This window comes from Paenibacillus sp. 203 (assembly GCF_037027525.1).
Taxonomy (GTDB): domain Bacteria; phylum Bacillota; class Bacilli; order Paenibacillales; family Paenibacillaceae; genus Paenibacillus; species Paenibacillus polymyxa_B.
In genome coordinates, this window is record NZ_JAXCHD010000002.1 from 538,366 (window position 1) to 565,040 (window position 26,675).

The 26,675-nt window shown below is 44.8% G+C and carries 21 protein-coding genes and 1 pseudogene; 4 read left to right on the plus strand and 18 right to left on the minus strand.

What is annotated here, in order from left to right:
- Positions 1-118 precede the first annotated feature (118 nt).
- Positions 119-1,339, plus strand: coding sequence for an MFS transporter (locus WA407_RS05695; RefSeq protein ID WP_025722314.1), 1,221 nt, complete (start codon positions 119-121; stop codon positions 1,337-1,339).
- Positions 1,340-1,448: 109 nt separating this feature from the next.
- Here the strand turns inward: WA407_RS05695 and WA407_RS05700 are convergent, their stop codons facing one another.
- On the minus strand, positions 1,449-2,093 hold the full coding sequence (locus tag WA407_RS05700) for an O-methyltransferase (RefSeq protein ID WP_023987995.1): 645 nt from the start codon (positions 2,091-2,093) through the stop codon (positions 1,449-1,451).
- Positions 2,094-2,250: 157 nt separating this feature from the next.
- On the opposite strand from WA407_RS05700, the gene WA407_RS05705 reads away from it, so the two are divergent.
- Together WA407_RS05705 and WA407_RS05710 are read left to right on the plus strand one after the other, a co-directional pair.
- A complete protein-coding gene (locus tag WA407_RS05705) occupies positions 2,251-3,411 on the plus strand; it encodes a THUMP domain-containing class I SAM-dependent RNA methyltransferase (RefSeq protein ID WP_023987994.1) in 1,161 nt (386 codons plus the stop codon).
- 188 nt (positions 3,412-3,599) lie between these two features.
- On the plus strand, positions 3,600-5,582 hold the full coding sequence (locus WA407_RS05710) for an LTA synthase family protein (RefSeq protein ID WP_235308017.1): 1,983 nt from the start codon (positions 3,600-3,602) through the stop codon (positions 5,580-5,582).
- A gap of 192 nt (positions 5,583-5,774) precedes the next feature.
- Here WA407_RS05710 and WA407_RS05715 read toward each other — a convergent pair whose 3' ends face one another.
- From WA407_RS05715 to WA407_RS05790, 16 genes are all read right to left on the minus strand, one after another.
- Positions 5,775-6,044, minus strand: a complete 270-nt coding sequence (locus tag WA407_RS05715) for a hypothetical protein (RefSeq protein ID WP_061828621.1) — start codon at positions 6,042-6,044, stop codon at positions 5,775-5,777.
- 94 nt (positions 6,045-6,138) lie between these two features.
- On the minus strand, positions 6,139-6,360 hold the full coding sequence (locus WA407_RS05720) for a DUF1450 domain-containing protein (RefSeq protein ID WP_007429791.1): 222 nt from the start codon (positions 6,358-6,360) through the stop codon (positions 6,139-6,141).
- A gap of 23 nt (positions 6,361-6,383) precedes the next feature.
- Positions 6,384-6,686 (minus strand): heme biosynthesis protein HemY, encoded by a 303-nt coding sequence (locus tag WA407_RS05725; RefSeq protein WP_013309686.1) that lies wholly within the window; start codon positions 6,684-6,686, stop codon positions 6,384-6,386.
- Between the two features lie 261 nt (positions 6,687-6,947).
- Positions 6,948-7,214 carry a hypothetical protein gene (locus tag WA407_RS05730; protein ID WP_165175868.1) on the minus strand — a complete coding sequence of 89 codons (267 nt, stop codon included), beginning with the start codon at positions 7,212-7,214 and terminating at the stop codon, positions 6,948-6,950.
- 136 nt (positions 7,215-7,350) lie between these two features.
- Positions 7,351-8,571, minus strand: a complete 1,221-nt coding sequence (locus tag WA407_RS05735; RefSeq protein ID WP_235308016.1) for a M14 family zinc carboxypeptidase — start codon at positions 8,569-8,571, stop codon at positions 7,351-7,353.
- Between the two features lie 120 nt (positions 8,572-8,691).
- Positions 8,692-9,501 (minus strand): glutamate racemase, encoded by an 810-nt coding sequence (gene racE, locus WA407_RS05740; protein WP_023987989.1) that lies wholly within the window; start codon positions 9,499-9,501, stop codon positions 8,692-8,694.
- A gap of 208 nt (positions 9,502-9,709) precedes the next feature.
- On the minus strand, positions 9,710-10,033 hold the full coding sequence (locus WA407_RS05745) for a YtxH domain-containing protein (protein ID WP_061828623.1): 324 nt from the start codon (positions 10,031-10,033) through the stop codon (positions 9,710-9,712).
- A gap of 96 nt (positions 10,034-10,129) precedes the next feature.
- On the minus strand, positions 10,130-10,777 hold the full coding sequence (locus WA407_RS05750) for a helix-turn-helix transcriptional regulator (protein ID WP_023987987.1): 648 nt from the start codon (positions 10,775-10,777) through the stop codon (positions 10,130-10,132).
- 8 nt (positions 10,778-10,785) lie between these two features.
- A complete protein-coding gene (locus tag WA407_RS05755) occupies positions 10,786-11,226 on the minus strand; it encodes a DUF86 domain-containing protein (RefSeq protein WP_023987986.1) in 441 nt (146 codons plus the stop codon).
- Positions 11,227-11,250: 24 nt separating this feature from the next.
- Positions 11,251-11,538: a Dabb family protein gene (locus tag WA407_RS05760; protein ID WP_013309679.1), complete on the minus strand. Its 288-nt coding sequence runs from the start codon at positions 11,536-11,538 to the stop codon at positions 11,251-11,253.
- A gap of 81 nt (positions 11,539-11,619) precedes the next feature.
- A complete protein-coding gene (locus WA407_RS05765) occupies positions 11,620-12,045 on the minus strand; it encodes a phage holin family protein (RefSeq protein WP_023987985.1) in 426 nt (141 codons plus the stop codon).
- 207 nt (positions 12,046-12,252) lie between these two features.
- Complete coding sequence (locus tag WA407_RS05770) at positions 12,253-13,389, minus strand: polysaccharide deacetylase (RefSeq protein ID WP_235308014.1); 1,137 nt, start codon at positions 13,387-13,389, stop codon at positions 12,253-12,255.
- 461 nt (positions 13,390-13,850) lie between these two features.
- Entirely contained in the window at positions 13,851-14,444 is a 594-nt protein-coding gene (locus WA407_RS05775; protein ID WP_235308013.1) for a hypothetical protein, read from the minus strand.
- A 758-nt stretch (positions 14,445-15,202) separates the two neighbouring features.
- The gene (locus WA407_RS05780; protein WP_235308012.1) at positions 15,203-15,853 is read right to left on the minus strand and encodes a hypothetical protein; all 651 of its coding nucleotides are present in this window, start codon (positions 15,851-15,853) and stop codon (positions 15,203-15,205) included.
- Between the two features lie 113 nt (positions 15,854-15,966).
- On the minus strand, positions 15,967-20,916 hold the full coding sequence (locus tag WA407_RS05785; protein ID WP_336076950.1) for an RHS repeat-associated core domain-containing protein: 4,950 nt from the start codon (positions 20,914-20,916) through the stop codon (positions 15,967-15,969).
- Positions 20,917-21,021: 105 nt separating this feature from the next.
- Positions 21,022-24,264: a hypothetical protein gene (locus tag WA407_RS05790; RefSeq protein WP_336076951.1), complete on the minus strand. Its 3,243-nt coding sequence runs from the start codon at positions 24,262-24,264 to the stop codon at positions 21,022-21,024.
- A gap of 297 nt (positions 24,265-24,561) precedes the next feature.
- On the opposite strand from WA407_RS05790, the gene WA407_RS05795 reads away from it, so the two are divergent.
- Positions 24,562-25,146, plus strand: a complete 585-nt coding sequence (locus WA407_RS05795; protein WP_013370447.1) for a helix-turn-helix domain-containing protein — start codon at positions 24,562-24,564, stop codon at positions 25,144-25,146.
- A gap of 206 nt (positions 25,147-25,352) precedes the next feature.
- On the opposite strand, the pseudogene WA407_RS05800 reads toward WA407_RS05795, so the two are convergent.
- Positions 25,353-26,652 (minus strand): annotated as a pseudogene (locus tag WA407_RS05800) (ribulokinase).
- Between the last annotated feature and the right edge of the window lie 23 nt (positions 26,653-26,675).

A 26,675-nucleotide genomic window follows, 5' to 3' on the forward strand; every position in this document is an offset into this window, starting at 1 on the left:
GTTTCAATGAAGTGTGCTATACTAGAGAAATGGCTTTTTTAAAGCTCGGGAGAAGTTATGCTTTGATAAGTAGGATTTACAACAGGATGAGAATGGGCAGAAAGGAAGTGAAAGCACATTGAAAACGTGGGAGACATGGAAAATCAATCTCATTGTGCTTTGGTTCGGTCAGTTTCTGGTCAATGCGGGTATTACGATGATTACTCCGTTCCTCGCCCTGTATCTGGCTCAGGACCTTCATGTGAAGGGAGAGCACGATATTGGTCTATGGGCCGGAGTTATTTTTGCCGCTAACTTTTTGACCTCATTTATGTTCCAGCCTTTGTGGGGGAAGCTGGCTGACCGATATGGACGTAAAGTCATGCTGCTTCGCTCAGGCTTTGGTATGGCTTTGGTCATCGGATGTATGGGTTTGGTCACCCACCCGTGGCAACTGCTGGCGCTTCGCCTGCTGAACGGTACGATTTCAGGTTTCAATCCGGCATCGATTTCCTTAGTGTCGGGTACCACTCCCAAAGAGCGAACCGGATTCGCTATGGGAATTATGCAATCCGGTCAGATGGCTGGCACGATTCTCGGCCCTCTGCTAGGCGGATTTTTGGCTGACTGGGTCGGATTCAGACCGATCTTTTATATTACAGGCACTCTAATTTTTATAGCCTCGCTTATCGCAATGTTTTTGGTTAAAGAAAATTTCAGCAAAACGGAAGCTGCACGCATACCACAAATTTCGGTTCTTGCCGGATTAAAGGAGTTAAGCCATACGCCCCAGCTTCCGGCTTTGTTCACCGTAACGTTTTTGCTCCAGTTTGCCATGATCAGTACGGTGTCTCTGCTGCCGTTGTATGTGCAAAAGCTGTATGGATCGGCAGAAGGAATTGCGCTGATTGCCGGGTTTGTTACGGCTATTACAGGTGTATCCAATATGGTTGCTGCACCGCTCCTTGGAAGACTGAGTGACAAGATAGGAGCACACAAGATCTTGACCATTGCACTGCTTGGAACGGCGGTTATGCTTATTCCGCAGGCTTTTGTCAATGAAGTATGGCAACTTGTCATTATCCGTTTTTTCATGGGTGTATTTATGGGCGGTCTGCTACCAAGCGTAAATGCGCTGATTCGTACGTATACACCGGAAGGAATGGAAAGCCGTTCTTTCGGCTTTAATACGAGTTCACTGGCGCTGGGGAATATGCTGGGTGCTGTCATTGGCGGGGTGCTATCCGGGTTTATCGGCATCGAAGGACTGTTTATCATGTCAGGTGTCCTGTTAATCGTTAACATATTCTGGGTACGCATGAAGCTCTTTGATCGTAAGGCTACACCTGATTTCAGGTAAGATAATCTTAGGGTAAGACAAGCCTGCCTTAACAGACAAGAACCTCCTTGTTCACGCTGCTGTGGACAAGGAGGTTCTTTTTTACATAGCTATACATATGGAATGAACGCTATTTAACTCGAGCTAGCGCCAATCCATCGTAAGCTGGCAAAAGCGTGCTGACCAGCCGCGGATCTGTTGCTATCGTCTCGTTAAACCGTCTCACGGCTTGGACGGCAGGGCCGTTCTTATCCGTATTCAGCGTCCGTCCGCGAAGGAAACAGTTGTCTCCCGCAATAATGGCACCCGGATTCGCCAGAGCAATCGCATATTCCAGATACACCGGGTAATTTTCCTTATCTGCATCTATGAAGAAAAAATCGAAAGTTCTTCCCTCTTCCTGAAGTTCCTTTAAGCTGTCCGCTGCGGGTCCGATACGGTATTCGACACGGTCACCGTAGCCGTTGTTTTCCATATGTCGATGTGCCAGCGCTGCGTACGCTTCTTTCAGCTCCAGTGACACAATGCGACCCTTTTCTCCCAGCCCACGGGCCAGACATAATCCGCTGTAGCCGCCTAATGCGCCGATTTCCAGTACATGCTGTGCGCCAGATACTTCAATTAGAAAGGTCAACAGTTTTCCGTAAGGATGGGCAACGGATACTTCCGGCATACCTTCTTTAACGATAGCCTCCCTGATACTGCGCAGTGCTTCATCCTCTTGTACCAGCTGGTCTACATATTGTTCAGGCGTCATATTTGGTGTAATTTCCACGGTTCATCTCTCCTTCTTGCTTAATCATAACGCAGGTTGGACGTGGTGTCCTTCGTAAATTTTTCAGCTTAATGATTTGTCTCTTCGAGTACAATGACCTATACTATAGGGATTGAACCAAGCTTACATGATTATGGGGACGGAGTGAATACGTTTAATGACTCAACTGCAACTAATTGCAACTGCGCCAATGGGACTTGAAGCCGTCGTGGCCCGGGAACTCAGAGAACTCGGGTACGAAGATCTGACCGTTGAAAATGGCCGCGTCGTTTTTACCGGAGATTATATGGATATATGCCGGTGTAACCTGTGGCTTCGCACATCAGACCGCGTGCTTATAAAAATGGGTGAATTTGCTGCAACTACCTTCGACGAGCTGTTCGAGGGTACCAAAGCATTGCCTTGGCAGGATTGGATTCCTGTAGATGGTGAATTTCCCGTAGAGGGACGTTCGCACAAATCACAGCTTAGTAGCGTACCAGCCAGTCAGGGAATCGTCAAGAAGGCGATTGTAGAGAAGCTCAAGGAAACCTACCACACAGATTGGTTTGCTGAAGATGGCCCTCGTTACGTCATTGAGGTCATTCTATTGAATGATCGTGCGTTGCTGACACTTGATACGACCGGTCCAGGACTGCACAAACGCGGCTACCGTAAGCTCGTTACAGAGGCGCCTCTCAAAGAAACGATGGCTTCTGCTCTTATTCAGCTTAGTCGCTGGAGCCCTGACCGACCATTCTATGACCCATGCTGCGGTTCCGGTACTTTGTTGGTCGAAGCTGCCATGCAAGCCTGGAACATTGCGCCAGGCCTGAGACGTACCTTTAACTCGGAAGACTGGCCTGTCATTGGCAGAGAATTATGGGATCAGGCTCGCGACGAGGCGATGGATTTGACCCGCGATGACATTCCTTTTGAAATTGCAGGTAGCGATATCGACCCAAATGCCATACAAGTTGCTGAGGCAGCTGTAAAAGCAGCAGGCTTTGCTAAAGACATCCCTCTTAAGGTGATGCCTGTAACTAAAGTCAGACTCGAAGGACAATATGGTGTGATGATTACAAACCCACCTTATGGCGAGAGACTGAGCGAGCAATCCGAGGTGGAAAAGCTGATCCGTTCACTCGCACGCACGGCAGCCGAAATGAAGACTTGGTCCTTCTTTGCCATCAGCTCCACCAAGCAATTTGAGCATTATTGGGGTCGTAAAGCAGACAAACGCCGGAAGTTGTTTAACGGCCGGATCGAATGCCAATACTATCAGTATCTAGGCCCTCTGCCTCCGCGCCGCAAAGATACTTCGCCGTTGCAGCCTTAAATATGATGAAGCCTAGGCCAGGAAACGAACTCTCTGTTCGTTGTTCTGGCCTGATTTGTGCTGTATTTTCTTTACTTAATCATTGAAATGCGCGAGATGAGCGCTATAATAATTAAAGGCATTTCGGTTTTAACATTACGTTAATATGTAGTTTATACTAGCCGAACATTTCTGCCAGAGGGGGTAAAGTGTTGCTTATTCGCACGTCCAGTGCAAGTCGCACTGGTAACACGTTCAGCAGAATGCTGCTGTCTCAATATTTTGGATTAGGTCTGTTTTTTGTACTTATGATCGGCAAGCTCGTACTGATTCACTATAACTTGCATGCCCAAAATATTGACATGAATCCGCTGGATTATGTCATCGCTATTGGTTCGCTTTTACTTGTGAGCTTCTGGACCTTATGGCTGCCACGTCGCGGACGTTTGATTGCTCTTGTGGTGCTCGATATGTTGCTCACCGCGCTCATTTATTCCGACATGGTTTATTATCGTTATTTCCAGGATTTCATTACGATTCCCGTCTTACTTCAAGCCGGACAAGTTGATTCTCTAGGCGGAAGTATCGCATCCCTTATGTACTGGTGGGACATTTTCTTTTTTGCAGACTGGATTCTATTCATTCCGTATGTCATATTTGTGGCTTCCTTACGACGTCGACTTACAACGAATGATACTTATTTAGAAGCATCCCGAAGCTCGTTCACAAAGAGATTTCTGCTTCGCTTCTCCAAAGGAGCATTGGCCTTCCTGATTGGCTATGTATTAACATTTGGGCCGATCAAATATTATACCTCCACATGGGCAACTGGCATATTTGTCGGCAACTGGTGGTCGATGGCCTTGTACAACGTAACCGGATTGGTCGGATTTCATGGATATGACATCTACCGCTATGGTCAGGATCACCTTGGTCCCCAGCCTACATTGGCTCAAGCAGAATCCGATAAAGATAAGGAATGGTTTAATCAGCACCAGAAGTTGCTTCAGGTTAAAAATGATCTATCTGGCAAGTATAAGGGCAAAAACGTGATGGTCATTCAGGCTGAAGCGTTCATGAACTTTTTTATCGGCAAACAGATCAACGGTCAAGCGATTACGCCTAATTTTGACAAACTGACGAAGGAAAGCATGTATTTCAACAATTATTTTCACCAGACTGCGCAGGGCCGTACTTCGGACGCGGACTTCTCTACACATGCTTCGCTGCATCCGCTCCCTACAGGCTCCGTATTTATCCGTTATGCGGACCATAAATTCGATACGTTACCTTCCATTTTGAAGGATACTGGGTATAGTCCCAATGCGTTTCACGTGTACGACAGCAGCTTCTGGAACCGTTACACCATGTATAAGGCAATGAACTATGACAAGTTCTACAGTAAAAAAGATTTTAAAATAGATGAGCCACTGGGTTGGTCCCTGGGGGATAAATCCTTTTTCCATCAAACGCTCAATGATCTCACCACCGAAGTTAAGCAGCCGTTCTACGCCTATATGGTCGGTATCTCGAGCCATCATCCGTACAACCTGTCACCTGACGCGGTAGATTTAGATGTTGGCGAGTTTGAAGGTACCATGTTCGGAGACTATCTGAAATCTGTCCATTATGTAGATGAAGCACTGGGTGAATTGGTAGATCAGATGAAGAAAGACGGATTGTGGGATGATACGATCCTGATGTTTTATGGGGATCATGACAATTCTATTAAAGACAAAGCACTGTATGAGAAGTTTTTAGACAAGCCACTTACGGATCTCGACATGCAGAAAATCATGAATCAGGTACCATTGCTTGTGCATCTTCCGGATGGAAGCCAGGCAGGCACGTATACGGAACCGGCAGGTCAGTTGGATCTGACTCCTTCCGTCATGCACCTACTTGGGATTTCAACAAAACCATATCATTTTATGGGAAACGATCTGTTTAGCGGGAAGCCTCGTATGGTTGTGCTGCGTACTGGTGCTTTCACCGATGGACGAGTGTACTACATTCCATCGGAGGACGGTACATTCTCCAAAGGGACCTGTTACAACCTGAATACAGGCCAGCCTACAGATGTAAACGCCTGCGGACCGGGCTATACCGAAGCCCTCAATCGATTGAACATATCCGATCAGGTTATCACATACGATCTTATTCGCGAATGGGAACCACAAACAAAGAAGTAACTCCTTCTGTATCTAATAGACTTTCTGTGGGAGGTTGCTGACATAACATCCTCCCCGAACTCTTTTAAGGATGCCGATCGCATAACCGCCCTGCATATAACAAAAAAGCACGATCCATCAGCTTGTACGCTGTGGATCGTGCTTTTTTATATGGATCGTGACTCGACTGCGCTCGTAACCATTCACAAATGCTTAGGAACGCAACGTTTTTTTAGCCTGTTCAAGCCGTTGTACCTCTTCACCAAGCATGTCCTCCGCAACTTCTACTGCATCGTCACCAAGGCTATCCTTCGCCTGCTGTATGGCATGTTCCGCATGAGTACGAGATTGCTCCGCCTGTTCAATCAGTTGCTCAGCCGGATGTGACAATGCTTGAGAGACGGCATTGTGCAGCCTGTCCACCGAGTTTTGTGTTTGAGCCTCAACGCTGTGATTGTCGAGATTGGAATCATATTGGGCCATGAGTCACACCTCCTTCTGGGCAGTGTTCTACATCCATTAGCATGGATCAGAAGAAGGGGAACTATTCAAAAATTGCAAATGCTGCGTACTGGAACTATTTGATAAAGCGCGCAGCCTTCTCCAATACTTCATCCTCTGTGGCCGCACTCACATAACGTCCGTTCACATACACAAACGCCCGTTTCCCACAAGGACCGCAATACGATTTGCAGCCGATTTTGATCTCGGCATCTGGTGCCATCTTTTGCAACTTGGGCAAGATCGTTTTCAAGCGGATATGATTGCATTCATCACATACGCGAATATCATTGGCCATCTGTCATCCCTCCGAGCTCCGGCTTAGTGGTCGCCGTGATTACCTTGGGAAGGGTTAGTAATGACAAATCCTTCTTCGGGAAAGTACAAGTAATCAATTTTTACACCATCCAGCAGCGGCTGGCCGTTTTCCAAAATGACGTCAATGCCTTTATCTGTAGATACAACAGTATCTGTTTCTTTAGGCGTGTCCAAATCCAGCCCGTAATGAGCATGATCTCCATGAGCATGAGTAATAACAACGCGCAGGCTCTTCCCTTGGTTCTCTTCCTTATCCAGTTCAAGTTTCAATACTTTAGCTGCGTTACGAGTAATTTTGCAGTTCATCAAACTTCATCTCCTTCATATTCATAAAATGTAATGTGGTTCATTGGATACATATCCACACCACACAACCTAGCGGGTAAAATCAACAACTCAAATAATTAGCCTCCATCCCAGAGGGAAAGAGGTACTACGGCGGCACAGCTGCGCCTGAAACATCATTATGAGCCAATAGATCACAATTATGTTCAGCATAGCAAAAGGCAATATTCCTATTGTAAAGAAAATCGTGAAAAATCGCAATCACGAAATTCATAAGCTTATCTACCGAACACGTACACGCTGTTTTTCAAGCACATCTGGATATTTTCGTTCGGCACGGGTGACAAACCAATTCATAAGCAATAGCGTCACACCAATATCGTCGATGGGCATAAACGGCATGACATCAGGTAATACCCAATAGAGCAACACAGGCACCGCAAAGAGTAATTTTTCTCCCAGCGGAATCCTTGATGAAGTAATCAATCGGGGCATACGACGAAATACATGTGACCATTGACGGAGAGATAGTAGTCTTTTCCACTTCATAGGTTGTTCACTCCATTTCCAATGCTCCTAAGTAAATATACCCCATTGAAGGGACATGTAAAGAGGAACACTTATAAAAAACGTGTTCCTCCTAATACGCGCAAATGATTCGATACGTTTCAGTAGGCCGAATTTTTTACCATGACAGCACTGTTGCCATTAACATGCCCACTTCTGCTGCAATATCATCGTAATCACGCATGGGCAGCGGATTTACACCTAGACCGACTTCAACGGTAAACCCTGGTTTACCAAATCGCTGTATAAACCAATCCTTGTACCCTGCATCGCTACCACCCAGTTTTACTGCCCGGTACCCTGTTGCGGCAGCTAGCCGTAAGGCCCAATCTCGGCTCTCCTTAGGCTCTAGATCCCGGTAATTCCAATAGATCTCCTGTCCCTGACTGTGTATGGATAACACCATGTCGAACTGTTCGCGCTCCGTCAGATCGGCAAGCGCCTTGGACTCTGGTTCAGACAAAGGTGCAGGTCCTGCATAGTCTCGTCGAGACGGACCTGTTTTACCGCGTCTGCGTACCTCTTCTTCCCAATATGCCGGAAATTGATCGTTGAGGTCAACACCACGAATATTGGCCTTCCAACCGCGATAATCAGCACGTCCTTCATTCCACTTTTCGAGGTCATGATACAACGGATGAGTTGGGAGTACACCTTGTTGCACCAGTTCTACCCCATCCGGGTTGACCATCGGGACCACCCATAAGGATGTATGCTCCAGCAGATCCCGCGGAGAACCTCCATACACCCATTGAGAGGTCCCTGCATGTTCTTCAGTCCTATCGATCCCTTGTGCATATTGCTCTATAAAACGCAGCAAACAAGGCGTCGTCAGCCATTCATTAGCATGAACAGAAGCATTGGCATGAATTTTACGCGTTCCCTGCCCAATACGTACATAAGGAATATCCTTCCCCATGACACTGGTGCCAATGCTGCCAACTTCAATAAATGGATATCTGTGGGCCAAGGCCGCTAGGTCTTCCTTTAAATCTTCATATCCATACTCTCCACGTAATCGTACAATCTGATCCTGATGGTCTTCAGGAATAACAATTGTTTTTCCTTCCGTAAAATCATGCTCCGCAAGTCCTAGATTGGCTAGCCGTAACTCATCAAGCTCCACACCAAACTGCTTGGCAATCTGTCTTGCATACTCACCAGGCTGAATAACGTATTTACGATCCGTAGACGGACGAATATATAACACTTGACCACTAATCAGATAGGGTTGCGTGGCGGCCCACGGATTATCTACGATCAAAGTATCCGCCGATAGTTTAAAAGCCGAGGCGACCCGGTGCAATGTATCTCCTTTTTGAACGATATATTCCCTCATCTTACTACGCCCCTTCCATCTGCCTTACTGCATGTTATGCAGACGCGGCGTGTCTTGATGTAGCGAAAAGCAAAACAACCGACTTCATTTGTCCAATGACAAAAAAAGTCGGTTGTCTCGTTAATCCAAATTGGTGACTTGCCAGACGACAGGCGTTTGGCGAATTTGCTCCCCGAGCCACTGTGCGGCAATGCGCTGGAACAATTCAGGATCGCCGGAACAAAAAAGCTGATGTACCGGCGTTTCGTCCCCAGCTTCCAACTTGCCTTTGTTATACAAAATGGTGCTCGTCTCACGCGCCGTTTCATCTGCCGAGCTAATGAGCTTTACTGCAGGTCCCATGACTTCTTGAATCGTTTCCTTCAAAAAAGGATAATGCGTACAACCAAGAATCAGACAATCAATCGGATACGTTTGAATAGGTCTCAATGTCTCCTCCACAACCTGCGATGTCGTCTTGGAGCGGAATAACCCTTGTTCCACTAATGGAACAAGCGCAGGACAAGCATGGCTCACCACGTCTACATAAGGAGACAATTGCTTGAGCGCAGCTGTATACGCTCCGCTTCGAATCGTACCGACAGTCCCAATCACTCCGACATGCCCGGTAGCAGTCGCGCTGATCGCAGCACGAGCCCCGGGGTGAATGACTCCAATCACCGGAATGGATACCTTTTGGCTTATATAGTCCAATGCCGCGGCAGTAGCCGTGTTACAAGCAATAATAATGACTTTCGGATCAAATTGGATCAGAAAATCAACCATTTGCTCTGTAAATTTTTTAACCTCTTCCGATGGTCGGGGGCCATACGGAGTGCGCGCAGTGTCTCCAAAATAAATGATTTTTTCCCGCGGAAGCTGACGCATGACTTCTTTTACAACCGTCAAACCTCCTACACCGGAATCCAATATTGCAATCGCTTGCTGCACGTACACACCGCTTCCTTTTTTGTTCAAATATGAGTTGTTTCATCTCGGAAAGCTATCCGTTGCTACATACCTTATGTCGTATTCGTGTAAAAGGTACCCCAAAAGATTACCCTAAAACGAGGAAGTGATCAATAAAAAGGCTCCACCCCAACGGGAGAAGCCACGAATTCAAACTGTATTCAGTGTTTCACCTACGTTTTACAAACCGTTACAGAGCATCTTTTTCCGTATCTTCTTGAACAGTCGCTGATGAAATACTAACTTCAGGAACAATTTCACCCTTTTTACGCCATTGCCCGATTTCATGAATGACGGCTGAGGCTGTCTCCTTAATTTTGTCAGTATACTCAATTGAGGTGTCCGAAATTTTCCCCGCTAGCTCCTGTCCCTTATCACTTACGTTGCGCGCCTGATCTGTAATATTCTGACGCAGCTCACGACCTGACTTAGGGGCAAATAACAAAGCAGCAACCGAACCAACAATGCTGCCTGCCAACGCGCCTCGGATAAAACTTTTGCAGTTCTCCTTCATCATCATCTCTCCCTTGTGCCCGGGCGAATGCCCATCTGTTAGTGCATTATAAGCATGGAGAGCTTGTCATGATACAGAAAACAAGCCTGAAAAGTTTTACTTTTTTTTAGAGCGGATACGATACAGGCAACAGCGGCCCCCATCCGCTAAACAATCCTCACGAACAACCTCGGCATCAAGCAGCTCCTCAAACATTTGCTGCTCGCATTCACAAGCCTTGCGGTAACGGCCTGCAATTTGAGAGATAGGACAATTGTATTCCACAATAGAGTAGCTACCATCCTCTTCCTCACGCCACTCTGCCATATATCCGGAAGCATTTTGGATGCCCGAAAGCTTTTCCACACGTGAAGCCAGTGTAGTCTCCCCCTCCATGTGAGGGGCGTAGCGCTTCATCATTTTACGTTTTCTACCATCAAACAGCGAGTAAACAGCTTCCATTCCCTGTTCTTCATCCAGCTCCTCTAACAGTTCCAGTAACAGATGATCATAATTACGAGGAAACTGCTCGCTTCCCTGCTCGCTCAGACTGTATAAAAACGTCGGGCGTCCCATCGCCTGTCTCACGATCGTAGCCACGATCAGACCATCCTGCTCCATCAATTTGAGATGCCTGCGCACTCCCATTTCGGTAATGCCCAATTGAGCTGCCAAGCTTCCGACGCCCACAGGTCCCTGGGTTTTCAATAATGTCATGATCATGCGCCTAGTGGGCATTTCGGGTACGATATACTTATCCGTCACTTTTGCCTTTACACTCCCTCGGGCTGGGGACCCAATTCCTTATTTAAATAATCATGCACGTTAGATGCAAAAAGCTCCAGCAACCCAGGCAGCTTTGGTGTAAGCGGGTGAAGGCTTGTCCGGTCCCAATGAAAGTACTCCTGTACTAGAGGTTTACGTAAGCCTACCAGCTCTACTAGCGAATGAAATACGGTATCATCCAGTACACCTTCCTCATGAATGATACCGATAATATCCTCATAGCTACTGGCGTCACGCATAATAAATCCGTCGATGATATAGCTTCCTACGTCCGTTACCGTCTCAATCGCCAGATGAAGGCAGCGCTCCTGCACTAGTCCCTGCAACAGATCGCCGTTCCAGGCAGCAGAAGTCTGGCGAAGTCCGGCGACAATGTCGGGAACAGCCCCTAGTCGAAGCTCAATTTGTTCCCGGTTGACATAATACAAGGTCCTGCACCTCCAGTAATCGCTTTAGATTTCATAATCAACTGCGATAGATACATCCTTCACTTCATTCATGTGTACAATAATTTCCTGATGCACAGGGTGTACCTGATACGTTTGCAAATCCTCTAGTGTTTCGACAACAGCGGTAAGGGAAATATCATAAGAACGTTCCGAACGAATCACATCCGTACCTACTTCGAGTGACAGCAGCTCTTTGATTTTGCCGTTCATACTGCGCAAAATGGATGCTGTGTGCTCAATGCTTTCAGGGGAGCGGTCTTTCAATTTGAACAAAACAATATGTTTAATCATGCGTATAAGCTCCTTATCTTAAAAATGTTCTCTTGAAAATTTTATCATAACGCCCCACATACGGAAAGAAACTTTGTAATTCTAGCGATCTTTTCCGCCATTTTTACCATCAGACTCCTTGTCCTTTAATAGGGCAAAAAAATTCTTGAGCTTCGGTGGGAGCGGCAGACCCATTCGTGAACAGTTTTCCGTAATAGAGATTAATTCATTGGATAAATAAAAATACGTCGTCGCCCCTTTCATGATTTCGGTACCCATCAGGAGATCCACGTGATGCGCCAAAGAAATCACCATTAGCATTAAAGCCTTTCTCGCCAGCCCCCAAAAGCCGGCTTTACTGCTCAAACCTTGCCCAGTCTTAATTGCTGCGGCGACTCCAGTCACATAATCAACAGCCATTGCAACCGTGAATAGCACCATTAGCTGATTCCAACCGCCAAAGGCAAACGTAATAAGGGCTCCTGCGGTAGCGCAAATCATACTAAACATACTCGGATTAATATTCATACCTCTCCTCCTCTCGGGGCGGTTACTGTAATATATGCAGCGACATGGTAACCCGTAAAGTCATATGACCTGTGCATAGACATGAATTCATAGATTCATATAAAGCGTGCTGCAAACTTCACAACTCCGAGCAAATACAACAAAAAGACACCTTCAAAACCACTATATAAATGGTTGAAAAGGTGTCTTTTCTTTCATGCTATTCAATTAACGATGATCATTCCAAAAATTAAGCGGAGTCATGTTATCATTTAACGGCTCGAACGAATAGCCTTCTTTCTGCAAAGCAGCCATGATTTGTGGAAGCACCTTGATCGTAGATGGCTTATCATGCATAAGAACGACTGGTGTTCTGCCTTGCTTTTTCAATCTCTTAATATCACTTAGGACAGTCTGTACAAAATGCTCTGGATTTTTAGTATAACGCCAATCATTGGAATCAATGTTCCAGTCCCAAATATGATAGCCTGCGCCCGTCAGTTGATCGCGGTATGCTTTCTTCAAATATGGTTTGCTGCCATAAGGTGTACGAATCAAAGAAGTGCGTTTTCCTGTAGCCTTAAATAAAATTTCGTTATCCTGATTCATCTCTGCTAATGCTGCTGCAGGAGATGCATAGATTTTCTTCACCTGATGCGTCATCCCATGCAAGCCCAAACCGTGACCCGCCTCTACCATTCTTTTCATCACTGCGCTATGTTGACGAATTTCAGGTCCCAGCATGAAGAACGTAGCCTTCGCATTATATTTGTCCAAGATATCCAGCAACTGCGACGTATGCGCCGTAGGACCATCATCGAAGCTCAAATAAATCGTACGGCTGGATGATGAGGCAGTTCCCTTGTTGCCAGTATTGCTGGCTTTGTCCGGTTTGACAGCTGCATACTGTTTAATTTCTGTTGCGAATGTATTCAAAAACTGAGCATCAGACAAACTAGCATTTGCGTTCTGAATTCGATACAGATTACTTGTTGGAAGCGTAATAGTGAAGCCAAACGCATCGGTCAAAGTGCGAATGGGCACCATTGTACGATCTCCACGCTCGAACACATCCCCCTTGTTCAAATCCAGCGTAAAGCTGCGATTATGTCCAGTCAGTACCAATGTATTTCCGTTGGCCGAAGTAGAAATCCCCATCTTTTGCCCTAATGTAACGATAGGAACATACAACTTATCATTTTTCATTACGGGCTGAATGGTATTCGAATCTAGCAACACATCATTGACCCCCAGCAAAGGAGCCTTCGCTTGTGCACTCGCCGTATTCGTATGTATACCTAGCAAACCCAAACAACAGATTACCATCAAGCATACAGCCATCCATTTTGCATTTAAAAGCTTCATTCATTACACCATCCTGTGCTGTATTTTATAATGTGCGGGAGCTATCTCTAGCTTGTCTATGAAGTTATACAGACATGACGATATAGACATGGCAATATAGACATTCACTCAACATATAGAACATAAACGCGTATGAACCGACTGAACCTGACGTCTTTTCGTTCCCCCTATATATATTAATAGATTACCAGACTATAGTAGGTAAATATAGTAAAACAATTCGAAAACAATCTCGCAATCCATCTTACCAAATAAGTAACAAAGTTGTGAATAAATCGACTGTGTTTAGAAGGATAAAAATGAAATGGATTGTATGCCTTCTCCTGTAAAGAAGCTATATCCTCCAAATGTCATAGTTATGTTACTAGATTTATAGAATTATTATACGGGGACGCAAAAAAAGCACCTGAAATCACCATAAGGAATTTCAAGTGCTTTATAATTTTGTTTTAAGTTACTCGTTATTTGGCTTCAGGAAAATTATCCTTGATTGGTGGGGTAGAGTCCCAGCTTATCAGTTTAATATGGTACTTATCAAGTAATTCATTTGAATTGGAAAATTGAGTGTTAATAGTCCTTCCATCATTTTCAAAAACCCTTCCATCTTTTTTAATGATAATGCCTTCTTGTTCAATAAATATAGAGTCAGCAACGGTTTGCTGATACTCGTCGGTGCTATCCAAATCACCCATATAGTACTCTGCAATCCCTGGATAATAGGATATTTCTATTCTGCTATTGACTTCTAGCACCGGTAGTAATCTATCTCCACCGGCTAATCTTTCCTTCCACTTACGATATTTGCCGCGAGCTTCATTTGAACCAATGCCATCATATTCGCATATTAAAGTATCTTGAATAACCTCTCGTTGCCCGTTAATTTCATATTCCAAACGAAATGGAAATTTCCCATATGTGATTTCAGGGTGTGAAGGATTAGGTTCTAATTGATTCCCTATGAATATTAGAAGCCAAGGTAAAGCAATGAACAATATGATTGCAAATATCAACAACAACGGAATGCTTAGATATAACAATATTTTTTTCACTTTCATTTATACCTCTTCTCCTTCAAAGCATTTATTACGGAGTCCATTTTATGGTTTCTGACCATTTGCCAAGCCTTGTATGCTTTAGAGTGCGTAAGTGCTTATCACTAAAAACCATATTTACCTAATGAAGGTACTGCAGGATTAAATGCAATGGAATTTTTTTTATTTGCAACTGCATTTGCAGAATCATCATGGCATCTGAGTAACCACTGTTTGTGGGATATCATTCCCGCTCTCCTCTCCATAGGCTAGTGTCTTTGTTAACCAGTGCATATCCCATCACCGAAAGGAAATGTCCACTAAGATCAATAAACCTCAAAGGGTTACTATTCACATACGCATACTAGTTCAAGCTTTAGGATTGCTAATACTCCGTCAGCATAATGTAGCACGTTCTGAAAGTTCTCTTAGGCCGTCTCTGTACCTCCCCAAGATATCGTAGCTGTGGCTATTCAGTTCCTTGCCCAAACTATCATTCTAGCCTAGCAAATCACCGAGACCGTTGAGCTGATAATATAGCAATTGCCCGCTTGCCTTTTCTTGACCACAAATAACCGGACCCGACACTTCGGTTGCCGTTTTGATCGTAGACGTAGATCCTATTCTTTGTCCTGTAGGTTAAGTAACTAACCCGGGTAGTAAGCAGTTGATATTTTCATTTGTATTAAGGTTATTTAGTGATTTATTAATAATTCAGAACTAATAATGAAAAAAGACCACAATACGAAACTATCTCGTATTGTGGTTAAATAATTCAAATCCTACTTCAATACCTGTGCTGTTCCAGCTTCTACATCAATTAAAAAAACTCTCGGATCCATACCATACCTACCGTTGTTATGTTCATCCAATGTAGACAGCTCGTATTGATTCGGTACTTTTGTCGGTTTTAAAACACCCCAATCCCAGCCCTCGCTACCTCCAGTAGAGTAGATATCCCTTTCTGCTCTTATAACGATAGGGATGTTCACTTCTACTCCTGTTGATACATTTTTCAAATGTAATTGCTCCCGACTATTTCTTTGAAAAGGATTGATTAGATCAATACGATACTCGTATTTATGATCTGATGTTAATCGCACAGGATCACTTCTAACATCATCATATAACCATCCTCGTGTAGGAGTCCCATCAACCAAATAATAAGAACAAAATAATAAAGATGCCATCAATATCGCTGATACTAAATATTTCACACCATTAAATGGTGGCCATCCTTGCCATATATACGTTAATGATATTAATACGATAATAATAGACGGGACTCCAAATATGACTAATGTAGCAGTTGCCAAGATATCATGCCCACGTTGAAAGCCCCCTGTTGAACCTAAAATAAACCATATGAACGCCGCTATATTTATAACAATAGGAATCATCCATATTATTTTAAACCAAATAGGCATTTTCATTTCCTTCCCTCCAGTCTCGCTAAAATGTCACTAATATTTAAAAAATTTACATTTAAACGCTTTTAACAAAATATTTATCCCAAAATACATAATAAGCAAATTGTTTTTAGTAATTAGTACCTGTTCTGATTCTTTTTATAACTTTCATATCTGGCTTTAGAAAAGTTGTGCCATAACACTCGTGGTTTTACGTATTTATCCAAAATATTAGGATTATTGTGCATTACAGAATGAGCTTCGATTCGATGGTTAGAATAATACGACGACAATTTAACTTTAACATTCTCAGCGCCACTGAATGTGCGCATTGCTTGCCCCAAAGCGTAAATACTACCTCCAAGTTCTTTTTGTACAAGATCATAATCATTGTATACATTAATGTGTTGTCCTACATCTGTTTTCAGCCTATATCCTCGTACTGGTGTTGCAATAGTAACAAGCGTTTCCACATGCATCCCACGTTTAGCCAAAATATTTATTGCCATTATAGAAACATTTCCTCCATGACTATGTCCCATAATTCTTATAGGTTCTTTCGGATGGTCTTTGTGCCAATTATAAATTTTAATTGCTATACGTTCTGCCCCCTCAACTCGTGCACCATTTCTATTTTTCCCGCTCCATTCCACAGTCTCGATCTGCTCATGGAAAAGTTCTTTTTCAATATACACCTTACTATCGTCCCATGTAGATGAATCAGCCCAAGTACCGTGAATTAGCCAAACTTTATGTCCACTTGGATCAATATACTTTAACGGATTATTATTTGCATACGCATACCAGTTCAAGCTCTGCGGCTCGTTTCTCTCGCCCTGATACGTATCTTCACCCATAAAACGCGCTGTGCCTGGATCGTACCAGCGAGCCCGTAGGTACTGGAGCCCGGTCGTGTCATCCCAATACTCGCCAGCATAACGCAGCACGTTCGGAACGGTCTCTTTGACCTTCTCTGGGCCGCCCCAGATATCGTAGCTGTAGCTATTCAGTTCCTTGCCCGAACTATCACTTAGGCCTATCACATCACCATGACCGTTGAGCTGATAATATTGCAACTGCCCGCTTGACTTGTCCTGTCTGGCCCACAGTTGACCGGACAAGTCATATACGTAGGCGTGGGTGATCTTCGCTGTTCCACCTTCAACCTTGGCTTCTGCAATCAGCTTCGCTTCTTCGTCGTAGTAGTACCGAGTCGTTTTACCATCCTCCGTACGCTCGTACAGTAGACCGTCTCCATTGTAGCTGTATCTGACCTCTTTGCCTTCACCGCTCACATGGGTCAGACGACTGACGGAATCATAGTCATAACTGGCGTTTGTCATACCAAACACTTTGCCGCTGCCTTCGGTGCTTCGGTTTCCATTCGGATCGTAGCTGTAGGTCTTATTCTTCTCACCTGCGGCTTCGCTGGCGATTCGGCTGGACGGATCATATCCAAATTGATCCGTGGTTCCGTTTTGTGTACGTCCGATGATGTTTTTATTCCCATCCCGCTCATAACCAAATTGGTGCAGCGCCGTACCGTCTTGTTCTACCGTAACCCCGGACAAATCCAGTCCGTTGTAGCTGAATCGCGTACTCAATCCTCTGCTTGAAGACTGACTTTTCAGCAACCCATTCGGAGCATACTCAAATGTCATATGATCCAATGATCCGCCCGCAGCAGCACTCGCTTCTCCCAAGCTTTGCACATTTGCTATACCAGCCCCGGCGCTAATGTCCATTTGAGTAACTTGGCCCACACTGTCCAGCTTGGATTGAACGTGCATAGACGTGCCTGCTGCGTCTGTTAGCACATAGCCTGTACGAGACTGCTTATTGTACTCGTAGGTTATTTGTGTGCCATCCGGGTACTTCAGCCCGGTCAACGACCGATCTGCTGGATCATAGGCATACGAGGTCGTTCCCTGCCCATCTGTCATGCTGGTTCGGCGTCCCGCAAGGTCATAGGTATAATTGGTTTTAAAATCCGGTCCCGCCGCTTCGGTAACCAGCCCGTACGAGTTATATTGAAAGGTAATCGCTTGCGATTTTCCTGTCAGCATACGGGTGATGGTTCCATCCGTATCATAAATATTGAGCGTTGTTCCTCCGCTTGATTTTTCCAGTAACATACGTCTGCCCAGCTCATCATAGGAATACATATTCTTTTGCCCATCAGGATACTGAACGGTCTTCAAATTTCCGGCCAGATCATACATATAGCTGGTCTTTTGTCCAGATGGATCTGTGACGGAGGTCATTTGTCCCAGTGCATCGTAATCATAGGTCATACGTTGGCCGTTACCGTCTGTACGGCTAGTGACCATATCCGCATAATTATAAGCTAACGATTCCAGCGGCTGAAATGATCCATTTTTAGCTTCTTGTGTGGAAGTCACACGACCTAAAGCATCTGATACTTCACGCACACGATAACCGGACGCATCCGTCTGAGTAACAGTACGATCCACTGCATTATAAGTCACGGTGTCTGTTGTGCCATCCGCATAGGTCGTCTTCACGGGTCGTCCAAAGGCATCATAGGCATAGCGAGTGGTTGCTTGTTCAGCATCCGTGCTTTCTACCATATCTCCATGATCATCATAACCATATCCGTAAATCGCATCACCCACCTGCTGCTGGAGTATCTGTCCGAATGGATTATACATTCTTTCAGCACTTACTCCATCTGGTCCGGTGACGGTGACATCGTTCGTATCATCCTTATACACCACAACCGTCTGAGTTCCATTCGGATAAGTAACCTTCGTTACACGTCCCAAAGCGTCATATACGTAGGACTCTGTTTTGCGCTTGGCATCGGTTTGGGACTTGATTTCTCCAGTCGGATAGTAATCATACGCATACTCAACACCTTTAGGCAAAAGCTGTCTTGTTGGGAGCTGAGAACCATAGGGAGATTTATAATCAATAGAAACATCCGTATAGTTTCTGTCATCAATAAGAACTTTCTGACCACTTACATTCCCTTTTACATTGTAAAAAGTATAGGTATGTGATAAAAGCTTTCCTTGCTCTGTACCTTCATAGTTTTTCAGTTCATACAATGTACCCTCTGCTTTATAAGTTCGAACTGTCGTTCCAGTTTTTCCTTCACTTATTTTAGTAACCGTCTGGGTAGGTTGAACCCAGAAAAAAGGCTCACTAGAGGTTTTATACGTATGAACAGTCTCCAATCCGGTACTTTGGGATACTTTTAGTGGAAGACCATATTCATTGTAGCCATAGGAGGTGGTTACAGGTTCTGACGAAGAACCTCCCTCCGTATACGACTCTTGCATTTGCACAGGCAAATTCCAGTCCATGGCATCATTATATGTGTAATTTATATGATAGCCGGTAGAATCACCCTCTTGATCATAGCGGTTAAGAACAAGCTTGTCTGGTGTGTTATCTCCTCTAAAGACTTTACCAAAATGGAAGGTTTCTGTTGTACGCGTCCCTTTGGCAACCACCGTCCACTCAGCATTTTTGCCATAACTGGCTAGATCTTCTCCGGAATACGCGAAATCAATTTTATTTAAAAAACGATCGCCGGCAGTTGTACTGTACATATCAGCGCGTGAAGCCACCTTGAACACGCCTTGTGTACCGTACACGCCTATCTGCTTGTTATAGGCTTCATAGCGAATGTCTGTGATCGATGAAGTAGGTCGTACAATTCGTGTAAGCAACGCGGTTTCATTGGGCTTTAGGGCTCCAGTCTTTCCTTCACCATCTATGACCACATTAAAAGGAGCATCCATGAATGTATACGCATAGCTTGTGCTTCGGGAAAGAGAATCCAATACTTCTGACAGCACCTTGCTGCTTCCCTCACTACTTTGTCGATAGGTATACTGATGGTCCGTGCCTTGCTCTTTAACAACAAGCTGTCCAGCATTGTAAGTGAAATCAAGCTCTTTGCCATCATTGTTTCGAATCGAACGAATAAGCTTTGCTCCACCAGAACTTGTATAATCAAATTCCACTCGATTCTTATACGCATCCTGGATCAAAATCAAATAACCGTCCTGATCGAGATAATAGTTGTTTCCATTCAGTACTGCTATTTTGTATGCACTGCTTACTCCCTGCACACTTGCGCTTTGATCTGTTCCGATCTTCAGGTCTTTATATGCATATCCTTCAAGCTTCAAATCATCTCGCAGTTCATAGGAGCCTATTCCCGGAATATATAAATACCGTTTACCATCCTGTTTCTGCATATGAGGAAGATCCCATTTCCAGCCTCTCCCCAGACCAGAAGCTGCTTCTTCCTCGCGGATCGCACTTGTGTTTGTATACAACCCTTCATTTTGCTGCACACCAAGCTGGTTACTTGCCAATGAACTGTTATACACACGAGTCAGTGCAAAGGGCAATGATCCCGGCAGTACCAAATCCGTATTTTGAACAACGAGCTGTCCTGAAGCGGTGGACACACTGTTGTCACCATAATCCATTCCATAACGCGACGTATCATCACTCAACCTGCTTTGTGCAATCGCCACCTGATCAAAAGGAGCATACACATCTGTTGTAGCAGATACCTGCAATAAACTTTGTTTAAGTAAATCCTGCCCGATCAGTCCGTTTTCTCCTAGAGTCGGAGCATATACGGAATCATTTACTCGGGGTATAGATGGGATATCCATCTCAGTCGTGTTTGGAGCCGGCTCTTTACCCTCTTCCTTATCTAGTGGATGTTGAGTTGCCTTTTCATCCTGGGTGGTCTGAGCGGGCTTTTCGCCCTCCTTCAGCGCAGACGACTCATCGGATGGTTCCACCTTTGTATTTGTGCTCAATGTCAGTCCATTCTGCTGTACCCACAAGCTTGGACTTTGTTCTGGTAATGAATTTTCTCCACCATCTTTTTGCCATGCTTTATAAATATCATACAGAGTATAGCCTTTGGATAACTGTGCATTGACCCACGCCTGATCCTTACCTGTTTGCTCTGCAAGCCAAGCTCTGGTAATAATCTGCGGAGTAGAAGACGTAGAAGACTGAGAAGTTGCTGCCTCTCCACGACCTTCTTCTCCATATGCCCATGTGCTCCATGGACCCAGCAACATTGCCATACATAGTAGACTACAAATATAACGTTTAAACACTCGCTCACCCCTATTTAATAATGCCTGTACATCTAACTATCTGTTATGTTTTTTCGAAGCAAAGACATCCTTTTAATCTGTAAAAGGAAATACCTTCTTCGTCCGTCTAATGACGTTTCCGTTTAAGTCATAATCCAGTTGAATTTGATCACCGGTGAACAAAATAACTTTATTCAGTCGGTTCCCTTTTCCATATTCATATGAAGTATCCTTACCGAGCGCCATATGTGCTGCCTTAATTACGGTTTGTAATGCGCCGCTATTGGTTTCTGTCAGCTTCACATAAACCGTTTGGCCTGCCTTCATCTCATACTCTAAGACCGTGTAATCCCAACCATATATTTGTGCTTGCTCTGTTGAAGAGACAAGCTGGTTACTAAAATCAGGGTCCGTAAACAAGGTTACAATTGGCTGTTGCGCAGCAAAGTTTGATTTCTCCTTCACCGCAAAACGGTAAATTCCGTCTTCTTTGGGTGTAAAACGATATTTTCCTTGCTGACCTGCCGTAAAGTCAGCTTCCTTTTCTATGAGTTCAATGAGCTCGTCCAGCTTGCTGTCATCGTTATTTTTTACAGCAAATACACGATAAGGTGCTCCAAAGTTAACAGCAGGAGTAGTTGCTGCTACGGCGAGATGAATATTTCCGTTAGCCGGCACTTGCTGTTGAGTGTCTGTCGCCTCTTTATGTTCTCTAATCACTTTTCCAACACGATCTGCAACAGTGAACTGATATGTTCCACCCGTTGCTTTCGCATTCGTCAAAACAGGTGCTTCCTGGCTCCCGCGATTGATCCATACTTCCTGCTTGCCGCCAGACAAAGACGTTTTTAATAATGCTGGTTCTGTGCTTGGATCTGCTTTAATGTCATTGTTGAAATGAATGGTTACAGCTTGCGGCGAAGTGACGGTTACAACAAGCGTACCTCCTGCTCCAAGTGAGATTTCAGGTAATGAAACACTCATACCTGCTCTATCCACCTTGGAATTCACACCGCTATCTTCTCCATACATGGCATAGTCATAGAGACGGCTTGTGTCTGAAGCATCTGTGGTTAATGAGGAAGCCTGTGAGCCAATATTATGGAATACATAGCTTTCTCCCTGCTTGATGGTAACCTGATTGCCTGTTGGCACCTCGGCAGCCTCAACATCGAATATTCCTAATACAGCTCCATAAGTCACTGGCACATCCGAAACCGTCGTTACAATGGCATATCCACCAGCCTGTACCAACGGCAATTGAGTCGTATCACTGGCCTGACTGTACACCGTACCGTCTGCCTTGTAATTGATGTAATTCCACTTCATACCGCTGACTGAAATGACATCCAGAGCCTTGTCCAAAGTGCTTACATTGATAAATTTCCGGCTTTCACCGCGTTTCAATGTAATTCGATGGAAGGCTGCCTGTGCGTTAAGCATAGCCTCTACCTTACTGCTGTAACTAAAGGTGATTGGCCGATCGGATACATTGGTGACAATGGCTTCACCGCCTGCAACAATCTCTGGGTCCACTGTATTGTTGAAATGATCTGATGTCAGTAAACGAAGCCCTCGATAGCTTGCCGAATCAAAGCGTGCACTTCCACTACTTTTGTCATGCCGCAATGAATTCGATTTGCTATCATGATTGCGGAAAATGTACGAATCTCCTGGCTCCAGCGTCGTTTGCCCGATACCATTATCATCTTCGCTGGCCTTAAAGCTCCGATAGATACCACCAAACGTGATTGGCGTGTCACTGGTTACCGTCACACTGGCCTTTTTACCTGCACCAACCAAAAAGGTTGAGTTCCCGGTATTGCGCCTGGATTGCTCTGTACCATCTGCTTTGTACAGAACCACATCATATTTTCCTTTAACGGTTTTGGCTGTGCTGTGCAGATTCCTCAAATGATCACTAATATTGGTAAAAGCATAACTTTCACCTTTCGAAAGTGTTACCCGCAAGAAAGCAGGATGGCTACTCGTTTCCCAGGAAAAATCATCTGTATAGTCAAAGATAATAGGACTCGGACCGATCACAGTCACAATGGCATATCCCGAAGACGGGATCATGGGACCAGACTGGCTGTTAAAACCAGAGGAATTTACCGTTCCATCCGGCTTGTAAATCGCATAGTCGAACAAGCTTCCTACCTTTTTTGAGTTATTGTAGATCGGATTCATTAGCGTACCATTATTGTGGAAAATGTAGCTCTTGCCCACCTCAAGCTCCACACGACTGATTGCATCACCACCCACAGGACGAGCAATAAAATTGCGATATGGAGCCCCGTATGTAACCGGATTTGCAGTGACCTGGGTAATTACCGCGTATCTGTCCACAGCAATCTGCGGCTTCGCCGTAGTGCCACTGCCGCGTGAAGCCTCTGTTCCGTTTGCCAAATAAACAACATAGTCAAGTTTATCTTTAGATGTACCGTCACTTTCCACCGTATCCAATCGGGTTCCCACATTGATAAATTGGTAGCTTTCCCCCTGATTTAGGGTAACCCGCGCATAAGCTGGCTCGCCGGTGCTTTCTATACTGTATTTGCCGTATGGAAATCCGAAGGTCACCGCATTGGCAGTGGAACCTGTAATAATTAGTTCCTCGCCATCACCCAAAGAGGGATGAGCAATGCTATTAAGATCAGATGCGGATAAAGTTCCGTCCGCCTTGTATTTTGCGTAATCAAAACGGCGATTGTCTGCATTTGACCCATCATGCTGAATCGAACGGGCAGTCCATCCTTCATTCACAATCCGATAGCTTTCATTTTTAGAGACCGTAACTCGCTCTAGTGCCGGGTCCTCCGATGTACTGTAGGTGAAGACGTCCGTTACTTTTACGGTTAATGCTGCTGTTCCTGTATTCGTAATAAACGCTGTGCCTCCCCCAGGAACACCAATGGGGCTAATGCCATAGTCCATATGGACAGTGCTGATGTCTCCGTCCTCTTTGTAACTTACACTATCGTACAAAATGCCTTTTGATTGAGAAGCGTTGCTATATATGGACTTACTGATCGTATCTGTATTCTCGAATTCATAGGTTTCCCCAGGTTCGATAATGATTGACGTATACTCCACCGTTGCCGCCAAGCTCATCATGAGTGCATTATAAACGCTGTTTGTTACAGAAGTTGGCGGATCAAAAGAAACTGTTTCATTAGTGATCTCCTGTTCCTTCTGTACCAAATCTGCTTGGTCCAGTCGCATTCCGTCCTTTACATCTTGTTTTTCCGCTCCTGCCACACTAGGCAAGCACAGCATAGTGTTCGTTGCCAAAAGTGCCGTCAGAAACCATACCATTACCTTTTTACAAATCATCTAACTGTATAACCTCCCTTTCTCTCGTCAAAAAAATTGCATGTTGGGCTGCAAAAACCCACTTTTCTCTCTGTACATCCTTACAATCATAAGAGAAGAACATATTACCTCCATTTCCATAAAAAGTGTCACAATTTAATATATCGGCACCTTAAACTTCCATTTTTATAGGCCAAATGGACCTTATTTTCCATAAACCGGTTAAGCCCATGGGATTAAAAGAAAATCAGGAGAGGAGTCACTTGCAAAGCCCCCTTCGGGTATAGTAGTATGTGGTTAAAAAAAATCGGAGGGTATATGCCTAAACAACAAGATAAACATTCCATTCAGGCGTGGTCTCTGATCAATCGCAAATATTTGGGAAAAGGCGTGCGTGTCAAACGTTTTCGTAAACCAACACGCTGTCAAGTGCGCAATCGCGTTTTGCTTGCCGTTTTGATGGCTAATGACATTAAACTGTCCCAACTTGCCGAGGAGCTTTCCATTTCCTCCCGTAGTGTCAGTGCGTGGGTATATGAAGGTCGCATTCCCGGCAACACTAATCTGGAAAAGACGTGTAATACACTTGGTTATCCGCACCATATTCTATTTAATGAAGAGGTTGTCCGGCGTTCACCACTCATCTGTCAACCATCGCCGTCCCGTTTTATGAAACGGACTGTGACTCGTTCTCCGGTTAAAAATCGGATCTTGGCGGGTCTGTGCATGGTACATGATATTTCGGTGACCGATGTGAGTCATTGGATTGGCGTTCACCCCGGTACATTTCGGAAATGGTTGCATCAGGGTACCGTTCCTTCGCAAACCTTCCAGGATCAGGCGGAACAGTTTTTCCGTATTCCAAAATCCATTTTGTTTGCTGATGCCATGCTGAAAAAGTAAAAATGTCCGTAAACCGAAACGATTGTAATTTTCATGAAAGTCTTTGAAAGGAACGCATTACCATCTTTCATCCACTGAGACTTTCACATCATGTAATTCACAGAATATAAAATGCAAAAAAAAGCACAGTCTGCCGATTCCTCGGTGTACTGTGCTTTTTAGATAACAGAGTTTTAAATACTTCTTGCTTATATTTTGTCAGTTTCTTAAAAATGAATGCTTGCCGTTTCAGTTGAACGTCTGGCTTCTTCCTTGATGGTCTTTAGCTTTTTCATCACCGGGTTGCCTCCACGTCCAAAGTAGTCGTGAAGACGGCTGTATTCCTCGTACAGCTTATCATACACGGCCGCGTTCTCAGGGATTGGCATAAAGCTCTCGTCCCGTACACGAGCCATATGACGCGCTGCTTCGACGATATCGTCGTACCCTCCAGCTTCAGCTCCCGCAGCCACTGCCTCCTACCGCCGATTGTCCAGCCTCATACCCGTAATAGCCCGGAATAATTCCGTTCTCTACAACGCCACACATACCCTCTACTTCTTTTTCTTCCTCACCGAGGAGCATATGGCAAATGGAAGTTCCCATTGCCATCACTAGCTTGCCTGGTGTGACGACGCCTACTGCCGGAACAGCCGCATGTGCATCCACATTGCCTACCGCTACTGCCGTTCCCGAATTCAGTCCGAGTTTTGCAGCCATATCCTCTGTTAATCCACCCGCACGGGCACCCAAATCATAAATCTCACCGCGCAGCTTTGTATCCGTTAAATTTTCTAAACGCGGATCGAGCGCTTTGAAAAATTCACGATCCGGATAACCCTCGCGATGATGGTAAATAGACTTGTAGCCAGCTGTACACTGATTCCGTTTCAGTTCCCCACTAAGCTGGGAAATTACCCAGTCGGTCGCTTCTACAAAGCGGTCTGTTTGATTATAAATGTCCGGTGCCTCGTTCAGAATTTGCCAAATTTTTGCGATCATCCATTCGGAAGAAATTTTCCCTCCATAGCGGGGCAGAAAGGCCTCTCCTCGCTGCGAGGCAATGGCATTTAAACGGTCCGCTTCATCCTGTGCTGCATAATGCTTCCACAGCTTCACCCAACTATGCGGGTTATCTTTCAGGTTCTCGTCAAAGCACAACGGTTGTCCTTGCGCGTCGATCGGCAGCATCGTGCATGCTGTAAAATCAATTCCGATCCCGATGATATCGTCTTGAGAAATGCCAGTCTCCTTCATAACGGCAGGTATAGAAATAGTCAGCACTTCAATATAATCAGCCGGATGTTCCAGTGCCCAATCCATTTCCAATTTGCGTCCGCTACCAGGCAGCACTTCATCCATAACTCCATGACGGTAAGGTGTTACATGTGTAGCAATTTCAGCTCCGTCAGACAGGTCAACAATGACCGCACGGCCGGACTCCGTTCCATAATCGACACCAATTGTATACTTGCTCATTTGTGTGCCTCCTCCTTTTTCGTTTGACCATAATATGCGTTCGCCCATGCTTGCGCAGAAAATGCTTACCC